This window comes from Listeria ivanovii subsp. ivanovii, assembly GCF_900187025.1.
GTDB lineage: Bacteria > Bacillota > Bacilli > Lactobacillales > Listeriaceae > Listeria > Listeria ivanovii.
This window is the reverse complement of the sequence record NZ_LT906478.1, coordinates 1,138,331-1,155,346: the sequence shown is the minus strand read 5'-3', so window position 1 is coordinate 1,155,346 and position 17,016 is coordinate 1,138,331. Positions and strand designations below refer to the sequence as shown.

15 protein-coding genes and 1 riboswitch are annotated in these 17,016 nt (G+C 39.4%); all 15 genes read right to left on the bottom strand.

Annotation, left to right across the window (positions count from 1 at the left end; genetic code table 11):
* Nucleotides 1–8: 8 nt before the first annotated feature.
* Entirely contained in the window at nt 9–1,469 is a 1,461-nt protein-coding gene (locus tag CKV67_RS05710) for an acetaldehyde dehydrogenase (acetylating) (protein ID WP_014092570.1), read from the bottom strand.
* Entirely contained in the window at nt 1,469–1,969 is a 501-nt protein-coding gene (locus CKV67_RS05705; RefSeq protein ID WP_014092569.1) for a BMC domain-containing protein, read from the bottom strand. Before CKV67_RS05705 ends, CKV67_RS05710 begins: the two co-directional genes overlap by 1 nt.
* 14 nt (nt 1,970–1,983) lie before the next feature.
* The gene (gene eutL, locus CKV67_RS05700; RefSeq protein WP_014092568.1) at nt 1,984–2,637 is read right to left on the bottom strand and encodes an ethanolamine utilization microcompartment protein EutL; all 654 of its coding nucleotides are present in this window, start codon (nt 2,635–2,637) and stop codon (nt 1,984–1,986) included.
* A 22-nt stretch (nt 2,638–2,659) separates the two neighbouring features.
* A complete protein-coding gene (gene eutC, locus CKV67_RS05695; protein ID WP_025279887.1) occupies nt 2,660–3,544 on the bottom strand; it encodes an ethanolamine ammonia-lyase subunit EutC in 885 nt (294 codons plus the stop codon).
* A gap of 19 nt (nt 3,545–3,563) precedes the next feature.
* Complete coding sequence (locus CKV67_RS05690) at nt 3,564–4,928, bottom strand: ethanolamine ammonia-lyase subunit EutB (protein ID WP_014092566.1); 1,365 nt, start codon at nt 4,926–4,928, stop codon at nt 3,564–3,566.
* Nucleotides 4,929–4,968: 40 nt separating this feature from the next.
* On the bottom strand, nt 4,969–6,390 hold the full coding sequence (gene eutA / locus CKV67_RS05685; RefSeq protein WP_014092565.1) for an ethanolamine ammonia-lyase reactivating factor EutA: 1,422 nt from the start codon (nt 6,388–6,390) through the stop codon (nt 4,969–4,971).
* A gap of 90 nt (nt 6,391–6,480) precedes the next feature.
* Complete coding sequence (locus CKV67_RS05680) at nt 6,481–7,938, bottom strand: sensor histidine kinase (protein WP_014092564.1); 1,458 nt, start codon at nt 7,936–7,938, stop codon at nt 6,481–6,483.
* Nucleotides 7,931–8,512 carry an ANTAR domain-containing response regulator gene (locus CKV67_RS05675; RefSeq protein WP_003724712.1) on the bottom strand — a complete coding sequence of 194 codons (582 nt, stop codon included), beginning with the start codon at nt 8,510–8,512 and terminating at the stop codon, nt 7,931–7,933. The genes CKV67_RS05680 and CKV67_RS05675 overlap by 8 nt, the downstream gene beginning before the upstream one ends.
* A gap of 269 nt (nt 8,513–8,781) precedes the next feature.
* Nucleotides 8,782–9,921 carry a 1-propanol dehydrogenase PduQ gene (locus CKV67_RS05670; RefSeq protein WP_014092562.1) on the bottom strand — a complete coding sequence of 380 codons (1,140 nt, stop codon included), beginning with the start codon at nt 9,919–9,921 and terminating at the stop codon, nt 8,782–8,784.
* Between the two features lie 384 nt (nt 9,922–10,305).
* Nucleotides 10,306–10,455: riboswitch (adenosylcobalamin (AdoCbl) riboswitch) on the bottom strand.
* A 55-nt stretch (nt 10,456–10,510) separates the two neighbouring features.
* The gene (locus CKV67_RS05665) at nt 10,511–11,386 is read right to left on the bottom strand and encodes a GHMP family kinase ATP-binding protein (RefSeq protein WP_014092561.1); all 876 of its coding nucleotides are present in this window, start codon (nt 11,384–11,386) and stop codon (nt 10,511–10,513) included.
* On the bottom strand, nt 11,376–12,461 hold the full coding sequence (gene cobD / locus CKV67_RS05660; protein WP_014092560.1) for a threonine-phosphate decarboxylase CobD: 1,086 nt from the start codon (nt 12,459–12,461) through the stop codon (nt 11,376–11,378). The genes CKV67_RS05665 and cobD overlap by 11 nt, the downstream gene beginning before the upstream one ends.
* A 12-nt stretch (nt 12,462–12,473) precedes the next feature.
* Complete coding sequence (locus tag CKV67_RS05655; RefSeq protein WP_014092559.1) at nt 12,474–13,667, bottom strand: acetate/propionate family kinase; 1,194 nt, start codon at nt 13,665–13,667, stop codon at nt 12,474–12,476.
* A 68-nt stretch (nt 13,668–13,735) separates the two neighbouring features.
* The gene (locus CKV67_RS05650) at nt 13,736–14,440 is read right to left on the bottom strand and encodes an MIP/aquaporin family protein (RefSeq protein ID WP_025279885.1); all 705 of its coding nucleotides are present in this window, start codon (nt 14,438–14,440) and stop codon (nt 13,736–13,738) included.
* Nucleotides 14,441–14,466: 26 nt separating this feature from the next.
* Complete coding sequence (locus tag CKV67_RS05645; RefSeq protein ID WP_014092557.1) at nt 14,467–15,585, bottom strand: 1-propanol dehydrogenase PduQ; 1,119 nt, start codon at nt 15,583–15,585, stop codon at nt 14,467–14,469.
* Nucleotides 15,586–15,601: 16 nt separating this feature from the next.
* Nucleotides 15,602–17,011 (bottom strand): aldehyde dehydrogenase family protein, encoded by a 1,410-nt coding sequence (locus tag CKV67_RS05640; protein ID WP_025279884.1) that lies wholly within the window; start codon nt 17,009–17,011, stop codon nt 15,602–15,604.
* Nucleotides 17,012–17,016: the final 5 nt, after the last annotated feature.

The window sequence follows — 17,016 nt, the reverse complement described above, 5'->3', positions numbered from 1 at the left end:
TTTATTTTTTATTTTAATTCAGCTAAAACTTTTTCGACTAAACTCTGGATGAGTGCGTCTGCATCAGCCGGAAGTTCAGATGTTGCTTGGTTTTCTTCTTTACGAATGTCTTCTAATTCTCTAACTCCTGTTGCGATACGGCGGATGTTGAATAGATTTTCTGGCCCGATATTGTCAGACGACGAACTTCCACCAACTGCCCCACAACCGAGTGTTAAAGCAGGTACTAAGTTAGTTGTTGCGCCAATTCCGCCAAGTGCTCCTGGTGTATTTACAAGCAGACGGGAAACTGGTTTTTTCAGTGCGAATTCGCGGATAATTGCCTTATCTTCAGAGTGGATAATTAATGTATGTCCAGCTCCTTCATGATAAAGGATATCCATGCTAAGTTCACAAGCATCTTGCCAAGTTTCAGCTGTATAGAATGCTAAAATTGGGGCTAATTTTTCTCTAGAATAAGGGATTTTCGCGCCAACTTTTGTTTCTTCAGCAATAAGTACTCGTGCGTCACTTGGAACAGTTAGTCCAGCTAGGTTCGCGATATGTTGTACGCTTTTACCTACGATTGCTGGGTTCATTGAGCCATTTGGGCGTAAAATGAATTTACCTAGTTGTATCGCTTCTGCATCGGATAAGAAATGCGCACCTTGTTTTCTAAATTCAGCTATCACGGCTTCTTTATTCACTCGTTCAACAACGACTGATTGCTCAGAAGCACAAATTGTTCCATTGTCGAATGTTTTTGAATCAAGAATATGTTTAACTGCTCGAGGAATATTGGCACTACGTTCGATAAAGGCTGGGCCATTTCCTGGACCTACTCCAATTGCTGGAGTTCCAGAAGAATAAGCGGCTTTTACCATGGCAGAACCACCTGTCGCAAGGATAACTGCTGTATCTTTATGTTTCATTAATTGATCTGTTCCTTGAATTGTTGGAACTGTCATGCAGCTAATCGCACCTTTTGGACAGCCTGCTTTTTCAGCTGCTTCGCTAATAATTTTTACTGTTTCAAGGATTGCTTTAAGTGCATTCGGATGTGGAGAAAATACAATACTATTTCCAGCTTTAATCGAAATGAGTGTTTTGTAAATGACAGTTGAAGTAGGGTTTGTTGACGGGATTAATCCAGCAACGACGCCTAGTGGAACTGCAACCTCCATTACTTGTTTTTCATTATCTTCTTTTAACATACCAATGGTTTTCATATCTTTGATGTAATTGTAGACGTGTTTTGAAGCGAAGACGTTTTTAATTACTTTGTCTTGCCAAATTCCGAAGCCAGTTTCTTCATGAGCCATTTTTGCGAGTTTTTCGCGGACGTCATAACCAGCATCAGCTATTGCCTTTACAATGGTATCGATTTGTTGTTGGCTCATTGCAGCAAGTTCTTTTTGTGCTGTGTTAGCTGATGCAATGAGGTTACGAACTTCTTGGATAGAGCGCAAATCTTTATCTTCTAGTGCCACTAGTTTTCACTCCTTCCATAAATATCTTTTAGTGCGTGAACAAGTTTTTCTTTGTTCGCATATTTAATCTTGCTTTTTGGGATAGGCACATTATCTAATGTGTAAGCAAGTTTCCTTAAATCAATGACTTTCATTTCGCGAAGTTTTTGTTCCGTTGAATCTGTGATTGTTGTTACTTCTGCGATTTCTTTGATTACTTCTTGAATTATTTCTTCTTTTTCTTGCTCTGGAGGGACAAAGAGTGATTTAGTTTCCTCACTCATTCTTGCAATCACATGACTAGAAACGAGGCAACCTAAGCTTTCTGTTGCTGCTTTTCCTGCTTCAATAGCTGCGTTTACCGCACCAACATCGCCAGTTAATTCAACGGTTGTTAGTCCACCTTTAATGACTTCACACTGAATTAGTTCGACATTGGCTGCTTTTAAACAAGTATCTGCGGCAACTACAGCACCTAGAAAACCTGTAACTTCAATTAAACCAAGTGCTTCATTTGGCATTTTTCAGCACCGCCTTAATATTGAAGTGGATTTTCAGCCACGTTTTCTACTGCCATTTTAAATGCGTCACAAGCAGCTTTACATGCAGATTGGCTACCAGTTAATAATGCACCACCGAAGTTCGTTTCGGACGGCGGACCATAAAAAGTACCAATCGTTACATCAGCGGCTTTAAGTGCTGCATCTAGTGCGTACATTGCTTCTAGTGGAGGTGCGATTAAGTATGCAATCGCTTCACCTTCTGCAACATTTGCTTCTTTGGAAAGGAACGTACCAGTTCTTGAAACACAGTGAGCAAAATAAGGAACACTGTCATCTTCGTTGGCACTGATGAAACTAGCACCATTTTCGATGAAGTCTACAGCTACAGAAAGGCCACTTTTTACTTCAGCAGGGCTTGGTCCGGCAATAATACCGATTACTTCACCAGCTAATTTAGTGGATGCATTTCCAGCACCAGCGTACATGCTTTTCGCGTAAACAACATCTACTTCTGCTGCTTTTGTTGCTTCGTCAAGGGCTGTATAAGTTACATCATCACAATCTGATGTAATAATACCCAGACTTCTTTGATGCGGTTTTAAGTCAAGTTGTTTGAATAAACCATTGTCTACATTAGATACCACTTTGACACTTAAAACGGATGCAGGTAATTTATCATTTTTCATGAAGTTTCCTCCTCTAATTAGTTTATTTTAAATCAATTCCAGAACATTTTTTCTCTAGCATATTGTGGATTAGTTCCGCAATATATGCTCCGGCTTCAACTGGTGGTGTTCCGCCGCTATGTATATTGGAAATAACCGTACGACGAGCTTCTGGCATGCCGATTGTTGGTTTGTAAGCAATATACGCACTCATAGATTCTGCAGTTACAAGTCCAGGACGTTCCCCAACAAGTAAGCAAACTACATCAGCGCCAGTGATTTCACCAATTTGGTCCATAGATGGTACACGACAATGTTTAACAAAAATGATGTTATCGAAGTCTAAGTTGTACATTTTTAATCCTTGTTTAATGGATGGCAAAATATCTTTGATGTTTGCTTCGATAGCTGCTGAGCTAAGTCCATCACCAACAACGATTTGTAATTTAGCGTTTTTCGTTGTGTTTGCGCGAATAACTTCGACCATTTCATCGGAGAATTCACGGCCTAAGTCTGGACGAGTTAAGTATTCATCTTTGTCTTGGCATTTCGTATTAACTGGGATGAAATTCATTTCTTTAATTAAATCCTCGGAAACATAAGAGAAAACGGAATCTTGCGCAACCGCATGATCGGCGCGGAAACGAAGGATTGTTTCTGTTTTGTAACGTAGACCTGCACGCCATAAACCAAGTCTAGCAGGGGTCATTTGTTTCATTTTCAAATAGCCTTCGCGGTCAGCTGGTTCTGGGACAAGTAATTGTTTTTTAATGTCTACTTCGGTAATATCTGGAATGCTTCCTTCTGTTATAACCGTTTCAGTAACTGCTTTTGTATGCATAACTGACTCTGTTTCGGTCGCTTTTCCGCCGCCAGACATTTCGGTTAATATGCCTTCAATCATTTGTTTTAATTCTTGTTCGTTCATCGCTTTGTTCCTCCCTTCCTTATTTTAGGAAAATAGATGCATCTCCAGCACGGCTAGTTAATTTACCATTTTCGCTGAAGCCCATTTTTTCCATCCAAGCATCGAATTCTTTAATTGGTTTTAAGCCAAACATTTCGCGTAATGTAGCTGTTTCATGGTAACCAGTTGTTTGGTAATTAAGCATAACGTCATCACCATGTGGAATTCCCATAATAAAGTTACATCCAGCTGCTGTTAATAATACAGATAAGTTTTCTACGTCATTTTGGTCCGCTTTCATATGGTTGGTGTAACAAACGTCACAGCCCATTGAAATGCCAGTTAATTTACCCATAAAGTGATCTTCAAGACCAGCTCGGATAACTTGTTTTGAGTCATATAAATACTCTGGTCCGATAAATCCAACTACGGTATTAACTAGGAATGGATCAAATTTCTTCGCAAAACCGTAACAACGAGCTTCCATCGTTACTTGGTCGACGCCGAAATGGGCATCAGAGGAAAGTTCAGAACCTTGACCTGTTTCAAAATACATCACGTTTGGTCCAGTTGCAGCTCCACTTTGAAGGGCTAATTGTCTAGCTTCTTCAATGGTTGCTCCGTCAAATCCAAAAGCAGTATTTCCTTTTTCAGAACCGGCAATTGATTGGAACACGAGTCCTGTTGGAGCGCCGCGTCGCATTGCTTCCATTTGTGTTTTTACATGGGCAAGGACACAAGTTTGTGTTGGTACGTCCCATTTGCTACGGAACTCTTCAAATTTATTTAGTAGACGAACAACGCTATCGGTAGAATCATCTACTGGGTTAAGTCCGATTACCGCATCCCCAATACCATATGTTAATCCTTCCATTAATGAAGCAAGGATGCCGTCTGGATCATCAGTTGGGTGATTTGGTTGTAGTCTGGCAGAGAATGTACCTGGAAGGCCGATTGTTGTGTTTGCATGTGCGATAACACGGATTTTTTTTGCGCCATAAATTAAATCTAGGTTGGACATTAATTTAGTTACAGCGGCAATAATTTCTGATGTAAGCCCGCGTGCAACACCTTTAATGTCTGCATCTGTTGTTTTATGGTCTAAAATCCATTCCCGCAATTCTTCCACTGTCCAATTTTTGATGGAATCATGGATACGGTCATTTACTTGATCTTGAATAATACGAGTTACCTCATCCGTTTCGTATGGGACAACAGGATTATTTCGTAAGTCACCAAGCGTCATTTTAGAAAGCACTACTTTGGCAGCTACACGTTCTTCTGCAGATTCAGCAGCAACTCCGGCTAAGCGATCGCCTGATTTTTCTTCGTTTGCTTTTGCCAACACATCAGTGATGGATTTAAACTGGTATGTATGGCCGAATAAATTCGTTTTTAAAATCATTCGATAAATCCTCCTCTCAAAATTAAAGCAGTTTTATGGATCAGTTAAAGACTAAGGTTTTTACTACTACTGGTAGTACTTTCCCGTCAGCAACTGGTTTTCCTATATCAATATAATCACCATTGTCGACTTTGACACTATCTAGGCAAATTAGTGGATAATCCGCTGGTAAATACCCGAAAATACTTTGTCCGAGCGCTTTTGCCATGTCGTGCCAAGTAATGATAATGAGCGGATGACCGAGTGCAATTGGTTCTCGCATCCCGTCACATATCGCTTTTGCGTACGCTGTTACTGTTTGGAAACTAGGGCTATTCTCGCCTTCAATCGCGAGGGCAATCCGTTCCATTTCATTATCTATTTTGAACCAGTTGAGTTTTTCCTGGATGATTTCTGCCATATTCTCTTTTTCTTCTTGTTTGGCAAGTTTCAAAATCGGAATGTTTTTCACTGGGAAAATTTTCTCGGTGTAAGTGATTGTACTTCCGCTAATTTCAGCTGTATGTGAACCGGCTCCGACCACAGTTGCTCGTATGGTTTCGACAGATTCGATATACTTTTTTTCAGTCATCAAGCTAGATTCAGCTATTTTCTTTCCTAGTAAGAGGCCAATGTCCCCGTATCTAAATGGATCATTTAAAGCACCCGTTGCGATACAATCTGCCACCCCACCTGAAAACGAAATGCAATCAATTTCATTGGCGCGTTTTAAACCTTTATTGGTGATGATGGTTTCATAGTAATCATTGGGCTCACCAAGTCCAACACTATTTTTAAGTAGCTCTACCATTTCATCTAAAATTGGCGCTAATTTTTCTGGGGAAGTGATGTCACCAAGTGCAATCGGAAAGTGTCTTTTTTCAATTAAAGCTTGAATTTTTGGTGCGATATAAGTAATTTTTTTGGTTTCACGGTCAACTTTGATTAACCGACCGCCAATGTCCAAACACGCCGTATCAATGAGTTCACCGCGGTCAAATAAGGATAAGTTTGTCGTCCCGCCGCCAATATCCAGGTTCACTACTGCTGTATTATTTTCTTTGGAATAGGTATGTGCTCCTGCTCCTTTTCCGGCGATGATGCTTTCTAAATCTGGCCCAGCAGTTGCAACGACAAAATCCCCTGCAAAACCACTCATTGCGTCGAGAACGTTACTGGCATTATCTTTTCGAGCTGTTTCCCCTGTAATAATGACCGCGCCCATGCCAATTTCTTCTTTTTTAATACCAGCGTTTGCATACTCCTTCGTAACAAAATCACGAATTGCTTCTACATCAATTAAGTTGTCCGCAAGTATCGGGGTAAATAATATTTCACTTCTGAAAATGATCCGTTTATCCGAAATCACAATTCGTGGCACGGTAAAGCTTGATGCCATATTTTGAATTTCTAGTTCGGATAAAATCAGTTGCGTGGTCGAGGTTCCAAGGTCAATTCCTACACTTAAAATTGTTTCCGCCAACCCTCTCACTCCTTTCTTTCCAAAAAGAAAAAGCTTAAAGACAAATAACAGTATCGTTACTTGGCTTTAAGCTTCATCGCTTTTTCATAGCTACTTCTTTGTAGCATGGATAGAATTGTATTTAAAATCAAACATTGTTTTGGTTCCATGTTCATTTGATTCGATCGTTACTTTGCCGCGAAGTTTGTCTTTAATATAGCTTTTTACAATCGAAAGTCCTAGGCTCTTCTCAGATACTTTTCGAACGTTGAAGCCATGTCCATTGTCGTTTACTTCGGCGTGAATAATATTTTTTTCTTCTTTTATTTGAAGTAAAATTTCGCCTGATTCACTTGGATGAAATGCGTGGTCATAAGAATTTTGTAGTAATTCATTCATGACTAGAGCAAGTGCGACGGTTCGATCACTATCCAAATAAATTCGTTTATCAATATCCATCCGGACCGCTATTTTCGGACAGTCGGTACAACATCTTTCCACGTTGTAAGCGACTGTTTCAATCACCATGTAAAGGTTAATGCCGTCTTCCATTTGCTTCGATAACAGTTCATGTGTCGCAGCAATGGCTAAAATTCGGCTGACACTTTCATTTAGAATTTTTTGTGCTTCCACACTAGTAGATCTACGCCCTTGAATTCGGAGCAGCGATACGACTGATTGAAGGTTATTCTTTACACGGTGATGAATTTCACGAATCGCGACTGACTTCGATACGATTTCCGCTTCTTTTACTTTAATGTCGGTAATATCATGCAAGATAAGAATAAATCTGCATTCTTGCTCGTCATCTTCTTTAACAAAAATTTGCTTCATAATGAAATAATTATTTGCAATGACGACCTCTTTTTTTAACTGAATTGGTTGCTTGCCAGTTTCGATTTGATACATGATTGCATCAAACATCATTTGATCAAGCGACAAATTATCATAATGCATTCCGTGGATATTTTCCATATAACCAAGTCGTTCGTAATACTGGTCGGCTGCGTAATTTTTTTGTTGCAAAATACCATTTCGGTCAAAAATTAAAATTGCATCGTCTAGCTGATCGGTTATCGAATCCGTTAATTTACTCATTGCAGAAAGCGTAGTAGATACATCTCGATAAGCCATGTCCTCGTTACCAATTTCAAAATGAGCTTTAATTTCTGCGCTAATGTCGTTTTCCAAAATCAAAACAGCGATAACGCGTTGCTTATTGCGAATTGGATAAACTTTTTGGCGAATCAACACATTTTCTTGTGTTTTCGCGAGTAAATCGTTGGAGTTCATTCCTGTTTCAAGCGTTCTGAGTACACCCGGCTCATTACTACGCAAGGCAGTTTCTCCGACGACATTATTTTTATAAAGTGATTTGGTTGTTTTGGGTGGTGTGTGGTGAATAACAAGCGCTTCACTAGTTAACTTGTTGTAGACATCAATAAAAACATCGACATCTTGATACATGGAAGACTTGCTAAGTGACTCCGCTGTATGCATTAATTCATCAATATCATATTCAGCTAAATCTGTATAACGTAAACACATTTCTCTGATTGTTTTAGTCATCACTCATCACAATCGTTTCTGCGATTTCCATCATTGGACATCGTTTATCCATGCTTAAGTTGCGAATCATGTTGTATGCTTCTTCTTCTGTGATATTATTCTCAATCATAAGCACACCTTTAGCTTTTTCAATCACTTTTCGTTCTTCTAGTTTTTTGGTTAATTTTTCTAGTTGTTGTTCTAATTTTCTTGTTTCGCGTCCTTTGGCAATACTCATTTCAACTGTTGGAATCAAACTTTTTTCATCGAGCGGTTTTACTAAATAACCAAGTGCTCCAAAACCTTTTGCTTTTTCGGTGTTTTTAGGATCACTAAATGCAGTAAGTAAAATTATTCCACCGGCTAAACCTTCTGAAATAATTCGTTTTCCTGCTTTCAAACCGTCTAAGAGTGGCATTTGAATGTCCATGATAACAAGATCTGGTTGATGGCTTTTGCAAAGTTCAATTGCTTCAAAACCATCTGTTGCTTCCCCTACAACATTGTAGTTCGCTTCTTCCAGTATGTCCCGGATATCCATTCTTGTAATAGGTTCATCATCGGCTATTACAATTCTTCCATTCATTCCTGTCACGTCCTCTTCTTCTGCTATTAGTTGATATGTACTAAAAATACGTACCACTATTTAGAAGCATTTACTTGAGCGAAAGAGTCAAAGAGCTAGAGAAAAAATCTCCAAGAAAATAGAAAGAGCCCCTTAAAAATATTGTGTAATATTTTTGAGGGAGCCCCGTTGCTCTGCTATATTTATTATCCACACGTCTTTGTGCTCGATTCTATTATAAGGTAGCATGAAAACGATGTCAATAGGTTATTTATTTCACAACCATAATTAACCTAAATTTAAGCGAGCATTTTTTCCAAGATGGCACTTACATCTGTTTCTGTAGGTGTTCTTGGGTTCGTTGCAGTACATCCGTCGTTTAGCGCACCTTCTGCAATTTGCGTGATATTTTCATTTAGGTCTGCTCGGCTAATACCACATTCAGTCAAAGTCGTTGGCATATTAAGTTTCTTTTGGAGTTGTTTAATCGCATTGATTAGGCTACGCACGCCAAGTCTTGTGTTTGACGCTGGCATTTTAAGTAACTTCGCAATCGCTGTGTAACGTTCTGCTGCGCGGTTATCTGGATTGTTACCAAAATCACTTGTTAGTCCAGCATTATAGCTAATAACATGTGGTAGAAGCAACGTGTTCATCCGGCCGTGTGGGATTTTGAATTTAGCTCCTGCCGTATGTGCGATACCATGGTTTAACCCAAGTGATGTAATATTAAAGGCCATTCCAGCAAGACAAGAAGCATTATGCATTTTTTCGCGAGCTTCTAAATCATTCCCATATTTATACGCACGTTCTAAATAAGTGAAAACCAATTGAATTACTTTTTCTGCCATTGCATCAGAATAATCATTGGCTTTAGTTGAAACATAAGCTTCTAAGGCATGTGTTAATACATCCATCCCAGTGTCTGCTGTGATTGCTGGTGGTACCGATTTTACTAAATCCGCATCTAAAATTGCTTCATCTGGCAAAATAGCATCAGTAATAAGTGGATATTTAATGGCTTTTTCTTTGTTGGTAATAACGGAAAAACTAGTTACTTCTGAACCAGTTCCACTTGTTGTTGGAATTACGATAAATGGCATCGCTCGTACCGTACCAAGTTTTTGTCCGAAAAATTTCATTGCTTTCGCCGCATCAATAGCTGATCCGCCACCAATCGCAATCATTAAATTCGCATCACACTGGTTTAAAACTTCGATGCCAGCTACCACGTTTTCAATCGGCGGATCAGGAATGATTTCACTAAAAATGGTGTATGTATTCGATTTGTCAATTTTTTCTGTAATCGCATTAATCATGCCAGAACTAACCATAAATGGATCTGTGACGATAAAAATTTGCTTGTCCTTAAAATCTAGTAAACGATCTGTTGCTCCTTGGCCAATGTAAAGATCTGTTTTAAAACTAACTTTTTGCATGAGATTACCTCCTAATTTTTTAAAACTAAAAAAAAGAAGCTTTGAGTAGAGGGTTCTCCTCTTCAAACTCAAAGCTTCTTTGCTAAGTAAACAGTACGCCTTTGTACCGTAAAATATTTTATTTGTCCACTTTATTAAAAACCAAACGAGTGGAAATGTCAAATCTTTTTTTGTTAATAGGCAATGTAGATACGTTCCTTGTATCCCTCTTTTCAACATTGAAAAGACCATTGCCCACTATAACTTTAGCGGTGCACATCTTTGTGCGTATGGTGCTTGATAAACGATTAATTCGGTCACTTCTCGGCACCAAAACCTTTACAGTGGGCTTATTTGTTTTAAAAACAAATAAAAAAGCCCCAGTGAGACAACTACACTGGAACCAAGAATTGTACTTGCTTTGCCTCGAAGCAGTACAACCAGTTAAAACAAGTAGATAAAAGACCTGACTTAGAGTGTCTAACTCCTTACAGTGGCGGGACCGTGCTGGATTTTCACCAGACTTCCAGTATCTATTTGTTTGTATGAACGAATTCGTTTATCAACGTTATTATAGCATAAATTCGTCGCGGTGCAAGACAAATTTAGCTTACGAAATAATTTGTACTCCCCCAGTTGTCCATTCCCGGAAATAATATCTACTGTAAAAAGTCGTGACGTAGCGCCGTTCTAACTCAAATAATATTTCTAGTGGATCGATTTTTTGTTGCTCGTATAATAAACCAACAACCGTCCCACTATGCGACACATTTAAACCCGGCAAATCCAACTTTTCAACCACCTCTAACATTTCTTTGAAAAAAGGTTTCGGTAAAATGGCTTGATTACATTCGGCGCTAATCGTTGCTGCAACTCCAAGTAAATCTACCTTTTGTTGGCGGTTGGCTTGTTCAAAAAGCGCAAATCCCCGAGCTAAACTCGCTTCATTTTGCAAAAGTTGGTTTTGGTGACTTTCTTGTCTAAATATCGCTGTTTCTATAATCGTAAGTGGTTCTAAAACAACTACCCCTAGTTTTGGTAACCATTCTGTTGAGCGAATCGTCGCCCCTTTTAGATGGTCAAAAAGCGTTAATGTTTGAAAAATAGTGCTATCAGTTGGTTCTAGTTGCAAACAAAGCTTGGCAATTTCCGCCTCTGTGATTGTTTGCTGTAACCAATTTGCTGTTACACCAATTGTTGCCGCAATATCAGCGGTAGAACTAGCCATCCCTTTCGCTACTGGAATAGTTGATTTAACTTGGAGTGACACGGGTGGACGCTCGTTTTCTGGCACACCAAAGTACTCGCAAGTTTGTTGAAAAGCGAGCCATGCTTTCGTATTACCCGTTTTGTTTACGATTAGTCTGTCAGACAGAGTAACTTCAGAAAACCAGTTAATTGGATACGAAATCAATTTTTCGCTCCCCTCTATCCACCCTTGCAAAAGCTCCCCACAAGAAGCCGGGCATTTCGCTTTAATTTCCATTAAAAATCACCTCAAGCGCCTTTAAAAGTTGTTCATTATCCGCGCGACTTTTGACAGCGACACGGTAGTAGCTCTCAGAAAGCCCTTGATAATTAGCGCAACTGCGAATGAAGATTTTTTGCTGTAATAAGGCTTTTCGCAAATCGAATTTTTCTTCTAAATGAAAAAAGATATAATTCACGCTCGGCTCATAAACAGTAAGTTCCGGAAACTGCTGTAGTCCTTGATACAAAAAAGCGCGTTCCCGAGAAAGCCAGCGATACGTTTGTCGGATGTATGATTTATCGTCAAATAAGCATTGACCAGCTATATCAGCAAAAGCATTAATTGACCATGGTTCACGAATTTGTAGTAATTGTTCCGCAATAAAATGGTTCTTTGTAAGTAGATAACCTAATCGTAAACCCGGGATAGCAAAAAACTTCGTAAAAGCGCGAATGATTACAAGCTGTTGGTACTCAGCTAAATAATTTATCATTGAAATTTCTTCGCTTGCTTCTAAAAAGTCCATAAAAGCTTCGTCAATAATTAAATATATGTTTCTTTTTTCACATAAATCGGCAATTTCCCGCATCTCTTCTTGGCTAATTAATTGCCCAGTAGGATTATTCGGATTGCATAAACAGACCGCAGCTAATTCTGGTTCTCGTTTGATCGTTTCTAACACTTTTTCAAAAGCGGCAAAATTATTTTCTTTGGAAAGCTCAGCATAAATAATTTCCGCCTCACAAAAAGCGCGTTCATATTCCGCAAAAGTAGGCGCAAGTAAAAGAACTCTTTGCGTCTTCGTTACTTTTGCTATTCCAAAAATTAATTCCGTCGCCCCATTACCAGGGACGACATTGGTGATTTCAAGCTGATGAAACGACGCAATACGTTCACGGAGCGCCAAATAATCCGGCTCAGGATACTCCACAAGTTTGTCCAGATTTTCTGTTATCTTCGTTTTTAAACTAGCTGGAACTCCCAGCGGATTAATATTTGCGCTAAAATCAAGCACCATTTCTTTCGTCAGTCCTTGCTTTTTCGCAAGTTCGCCGTAGTTGCCCCCGTGCGCAGCCGTCGTTATTTTCACCCAAAACCGCTCCTATCTTGTCGGTTGTTTTGCGTATTTTTCTACATCTCGAGCAATCATTAGTTCCTCGTTCGTAGGAATAATGCAAACTTTTACCGCTTGATCATTTTTGCTAATTATCATATCACCCGCATTATTTTTTGTCACATCACATGTTACCCCAAGATAGCTTAACTGTTCTGTCACCATTTTACGAATTAGCGGTGAATTTTCTCCTACCCCTGCCGTAAATAGTAACGCATCACAGCCATTCATCGCCGAAGCATAAGCACCAATGTAATTACAAATTTGTCCTGTAAACATTCTTAAAGTTAACTGTGCACGCGTATTTCCTTTTTCTGCAGCAACTTCGATATCTCTAAAGTCACTAGAAATTCCAGACACGCCAAGAACGCCAGACTCACTAGACATCATCTGAACAACTTCATCCAAGCTGTAGCCTAATTCATCCACTAAATACGGGATAATGGTCGCGTCAATTGTACCAGAACGTGTTCCCATCATCAAGCCTGCATTTGGTGTGAAGCCCATTGATGTGTTCACTGATTTTCCGTCTTCAATCGCACAAACACTAGCCCCATTACCTAAATGGCAAGAAATGATTTTTAATTTTTCTAAAGGTTTTCCAAGAACTTCTGCTGCCTTTCCAGCTACATACTGGTGACTTGTTCCGTGAAAACCGTATTTTCGAATATGATGTTTTTCATAAAGTTCGTAAGGAAGTGCATATAAGAAATTTTCTTCAGGAATGGTTTGATGAAAAGCGGTATCAAAAACTGCCACTGAAATAGCTTCTGGCAGTAATTCACGGAAGGTTTTAATCCCAATAATGTTAGCTGGATTGTGTAACGGAGCAAGACTTGTTACAGCTTCAATTCCTTGTACTACTTCATCTGTTACCACACATGACTTCACAAAACCTTCTCCGCCGTGTGCCACACGATGACCCACGCCAGCAATTTCGGATAAATCGTTAATTACTTGATGTGTTTTTAACTGTTCTAATAACGTTTCAACTGCTTCAGCGTGATTATTTATTTTACAAACTTCTTTGATTTTTTCGTTTTGAAAGGACATGTTGAATATGGCTCCTGGTAATCCAATTCTTTCAATTAAGCCCTTCACTAAGACTTCTTCTCCTGGCATTTCGAAAATTTGGAATTTCAGTGAAGAACTCCCTGCGTTTATCGCCATCATTTTTTGCATACTAATCCGTCCTTTCTAATCTTTAAAGGAGTAAACAACGAATTAGTCGTTTACTCCAAGTTATTTTTTTATAGTAAAATGTTATAAAGTCCAATGGCAAGTAAACCACCAATAATTGGTCCTACAATTGGAATCCAGGCATAGCGCCAGTCAGATCCGCTTTTGTTTGGAACTGGTAGTAAGAAGTAGGCAAGTCTTGGTCCGAAATCACGTGCTGGGTTAATTGCATAACCTGTAGTTGGTCCGAAACTCATTCCGATTGCCACTACTAAGAAGCCAAGGATTAGCGGGTTTAAACCATCTGTGAAACTATTTGCACCAATCATCAGTAAACCGAAAATAAAGGCGAAAGTAGCAATTATTTCACTAATTAAGTTGAATGGTGTATTACGAATTGCTGGTCCGGTAGAGAAAATACCATGTGTATCAATTTCTTGTGGTGTTGCTTTGAAGTGCGGATAGTAATGTAAAATAACGATAGATGCTCCGACAAATGCGCCGGCAACTTGTGCGATGATATAAGGAATAACATCGGCCCAAGGGAACGTTCCACCTACTGCCAGTGCGATTGTTACCGCCGGATTTAAGTGAGCACCACTGTAAGATCCAGCAATATAAACCCCAATCATTACTGCAAACCCCCAACCAAATGTTACAACAACCCAGTTCGCTCCTTGCGATAAAGATTTATTCAAGTTCAGTCCTGCTAAAAGCCCGTTCCCAAACATAATCAAAACCATCGTACCAATAAATTCCGCCAAATATGCTGACATAGTTTATCCTCCTTTTTCATGTATCTCTAAATTATTTGTTCTAAAATTTCTTTTAGTTCTTGATGTGTTGGTGTCGTAGGACTCGTTGGCAAACAAGCATCTTTAAGAGCATTCGTCACTATTTCATCCATTTTGGCATAGACTTTTTCTTTAGCCACACCTGCAGCTGTTAATGTTTGCGGCATTTGCATATGTTCCATCATGGAAGTGATTCTCCCGCGTAACAATCTAACCGCAGTTTCATTAGAATCAGATCTAGAAGCAATACCACAAATCCCCGCCATTTCAGCATATTTCTGCTCGGTTTCTCGGTTTTTAAATGCATTAAAACGAATAACAGCGTTGAGTAAAATTGCATTTGCTAAACCGTGCGGTACATGAAATTGAGCTCCTAATTGGTGCGCAATGCTATGATTTAAACCAAGATTAGCGCAGTTAAATGCCATTCCAGCCATGGTCGAAGCATTATGCATTTTTTCTCGATTATGAAGATTTCGCCCATCATCATAACAGCTCGTTAAATAGCGTAATGTTAACTGAACACTTTTTTCACCTAGCGCATCTGTATAGTCATTGGCTTCTTTTGAGACATAGGCTTCAATCGCATGCGTTAATACGTCCATTCCTGTATTTGCAGTGATAGTAGGTGGCACGGTGACAACAAGTTGCGCGTCAAGAATTGCCATATCTGGAATCAACTCATCAAGGAATAACGGGTATTTTATTTTTGTGGTTGGGTCAGTAATAACGGTTGCAGCTGTTACTTCTGAACCAGTTCCGCTAGTTGTTGGGACAGCAATAAAAGTATCAATATTGATTTTTTCCAATCGTTTAGCAAAATAATAAATTCCTTTTGCTGTGTCAATCGCTGAACCACCACCAAAAGCAATCATTATTTGTGGCTGAATTTTGCCAGCTTCACTAACGCCATTCGCCACTTTGGAAATGGGTGGATCAGGAACAACATCCGTAAAAATATGCACATTGTTCGAAGCATCTAGTTTGCCAACTAAGCCTTGTAATCCCTCGCCGTCTGCCAAAAACCGATCACAAATTACCCAAACATTTTTATTTTTAATTTCTGTTAATGCTTGTAAACTATTTGTACCAAAAGTAACTTTTGTCTTGATTTGAAAGCTTTTCATTTACGTGTGCCTCCTCTTAACGAATCGAAAAACCATCTGTTAAAACACAACGACGGCGTCTAGCAAAGTGTCGCGCTGTAGTAGTTCCTTCACCTGTTGGGGTAGCGATAGTGAAAGTCGCACTACCTTCTCCTCCAAAGCCAAGTCCAGCAAACGATGGTCCATTTTTCACAAAAATAGAAGTTTGCATATCTCTTGCTGCTTTGTTCAGTCTAGAAATATTTTGCGAATGCATTGTTGCCGTATGATGCAAGCTTTGTTCTAACTCAAGTGCTACTTCAAGTGCTTGATCAAAATCAGCCACTCTGACAACTGGAACAATTGGCATTAGCAGTTCTACCGTTGCAAATGGATGGGATCTATCTGTTTCAGCAATAATTAATCGAGGGGTAAAATCACATGCTATCCCTGCTTCTTTTAAAATTTCCGAAGCGCTTTTACCAACTAACTTCTTGTTGGTAACGCCTTTTTCGGTAACCGCCACTTTTTCCAGTTTGCGAATATCGCTTGGATTCGTAACATGAAAGGCGCCATTTTTTTCCATTTGGAATAATAGAAAATCAGTAATGCTGTCCACTGCTACTACGCTTTTTTCTGCGATACATAAAATATTATGATCAAAAGATGCGCCCGCAACGATATCTGCAGCTGCTTTTTCGATATTCGCTGTTTCGTCTACGATAGACGGTGGATTTCCAGCGCCTGCTCCGATTACTTTCTTACCGGATTGCATCGCTTGAAGAACAACGCCAGGGCCGCCAGTGATAACTAGTAACGGAACTTTTGGATGATTCATCATTTCTTGTGCTGCTTGAATAGATGGTTTTTCTACTGTAACGACTAGGTTATCGATTCCGCAGCTTTCACGAACAATCGTATTTAGTTTTTCAATCAACCAAAGCGAAATATTTTTTGCACCTGGATGCGGGCTATAAAAAACTGCATTTCCAGCTGCAAGCATTCCAATTGTGTTGCAAATTAATGTTTCTGTTGGATTCGTACTTGGAGCAACAGCACCAATAACACCATAAGGAGAAAGTTCATAAAGCGTCATACCATTATCGCCAGTAGCTACTTCTGTATAGAGATCTTCTACTCCTGGTGTTTTTTCAATTGCTAACGTATTTTTCAAAATTTTATCGGCTACATTACCCATACCTGTTTCAGCAGCCGCACGTGTCGCAATATTTTCGATTTCCGGATAAAGTGCTTCGCGAATTGCTTTTACTACATTTCTGCGGTCTTCTAGCGACTTTTCTTTGTAGCAGTTTTGCGCAATTACTGCTGCTTGAACTGCCTCATCCACTGTGTCAAAAATGCCACTTTTGGCACCTTGGCTTGGTTTTTTTGGTGTTTCTTCGTTTTGTCCTGCTAATTTTTCTAAGAGAACTTTTTTCACCAGTTGTTCGAGTTCTAATGATTCCATACTGA

Coding starts and splice junctions, on each gene's coding strand:
- CKV67_RS05705 (WP_014092569.1), bottom strand. CDS start 1,969: ATGCCAAATGAAGCACTTGGTTTAATTGAAGTTACAGGTTTTCTAGGT.
- eutL (WP_014092568.1), bottom strand. CDS start 2,637: ATGAAAAATGATAAATTACCTGCATCCGTTTTAAGTGTCAAAGTGGTA.
- eutC (WP_025279887.1), bottom strand. CDS start 3,544: ATGAACGAACAAGAATTAAAACAAATGATTGAAGGCATATTAACCGAA.
- CKV67_RS05690 (WP_014092566.1), bottom strand. CDS start 4,928: ATGATTTTAAAAACGAATTTATTCGGCCATACATACCAGTTTAAATCC.
- CKV67_RS05680 (WP_014092564.1), bottom strand. CDS start 7,938: ATGACTAAAACAATCAGAGAAATGTGTTTACGTTATACAGATTTAGCT.
- CKV67_RS05670 (WP_014092562.1), bottom strand. CDS start 9,921: ATGCAAAAAGTTAGTTTTAAAACAGATCTTTACATTGGCCAAGGAGCA.
- CKV67_RS05665 (WP_014092561.1), bottom strand. CDS start 11,386: ATGGAAATTAAAGCGAAATGCCCGGCTTCTTGTGGGGAGCTTTTGCAA.
- CKV67_RS05655 (WP_014092559.1), bottom strand. CDS start 13,667: ATGCAAAAAATGATGGCGATAAACGCAGGGAGTTCTTCACTGAAATTC.
- CKV67_RS05650 (WP_025279885.1), bottom strand. CDS start 14,440: ATGTCAGCATATTTGGCGGAATTTATTGGTACGATGGTTTTGATTATG.
- CKV67_RS05645 (WP_014092557.1), bottom strand. CDS start 15,585: ATGAAAAGCTTTCAAATCAAGACAAAAGTTACTTTTGGTACAAATAGT.
- CKV67_RS05640 (WP_025279884.1), bottom strand. CDS start 17,011: ATGGAATCATTAGAACTCGAACAACTGGTGAAAAAAGTTCTCTTAGAA.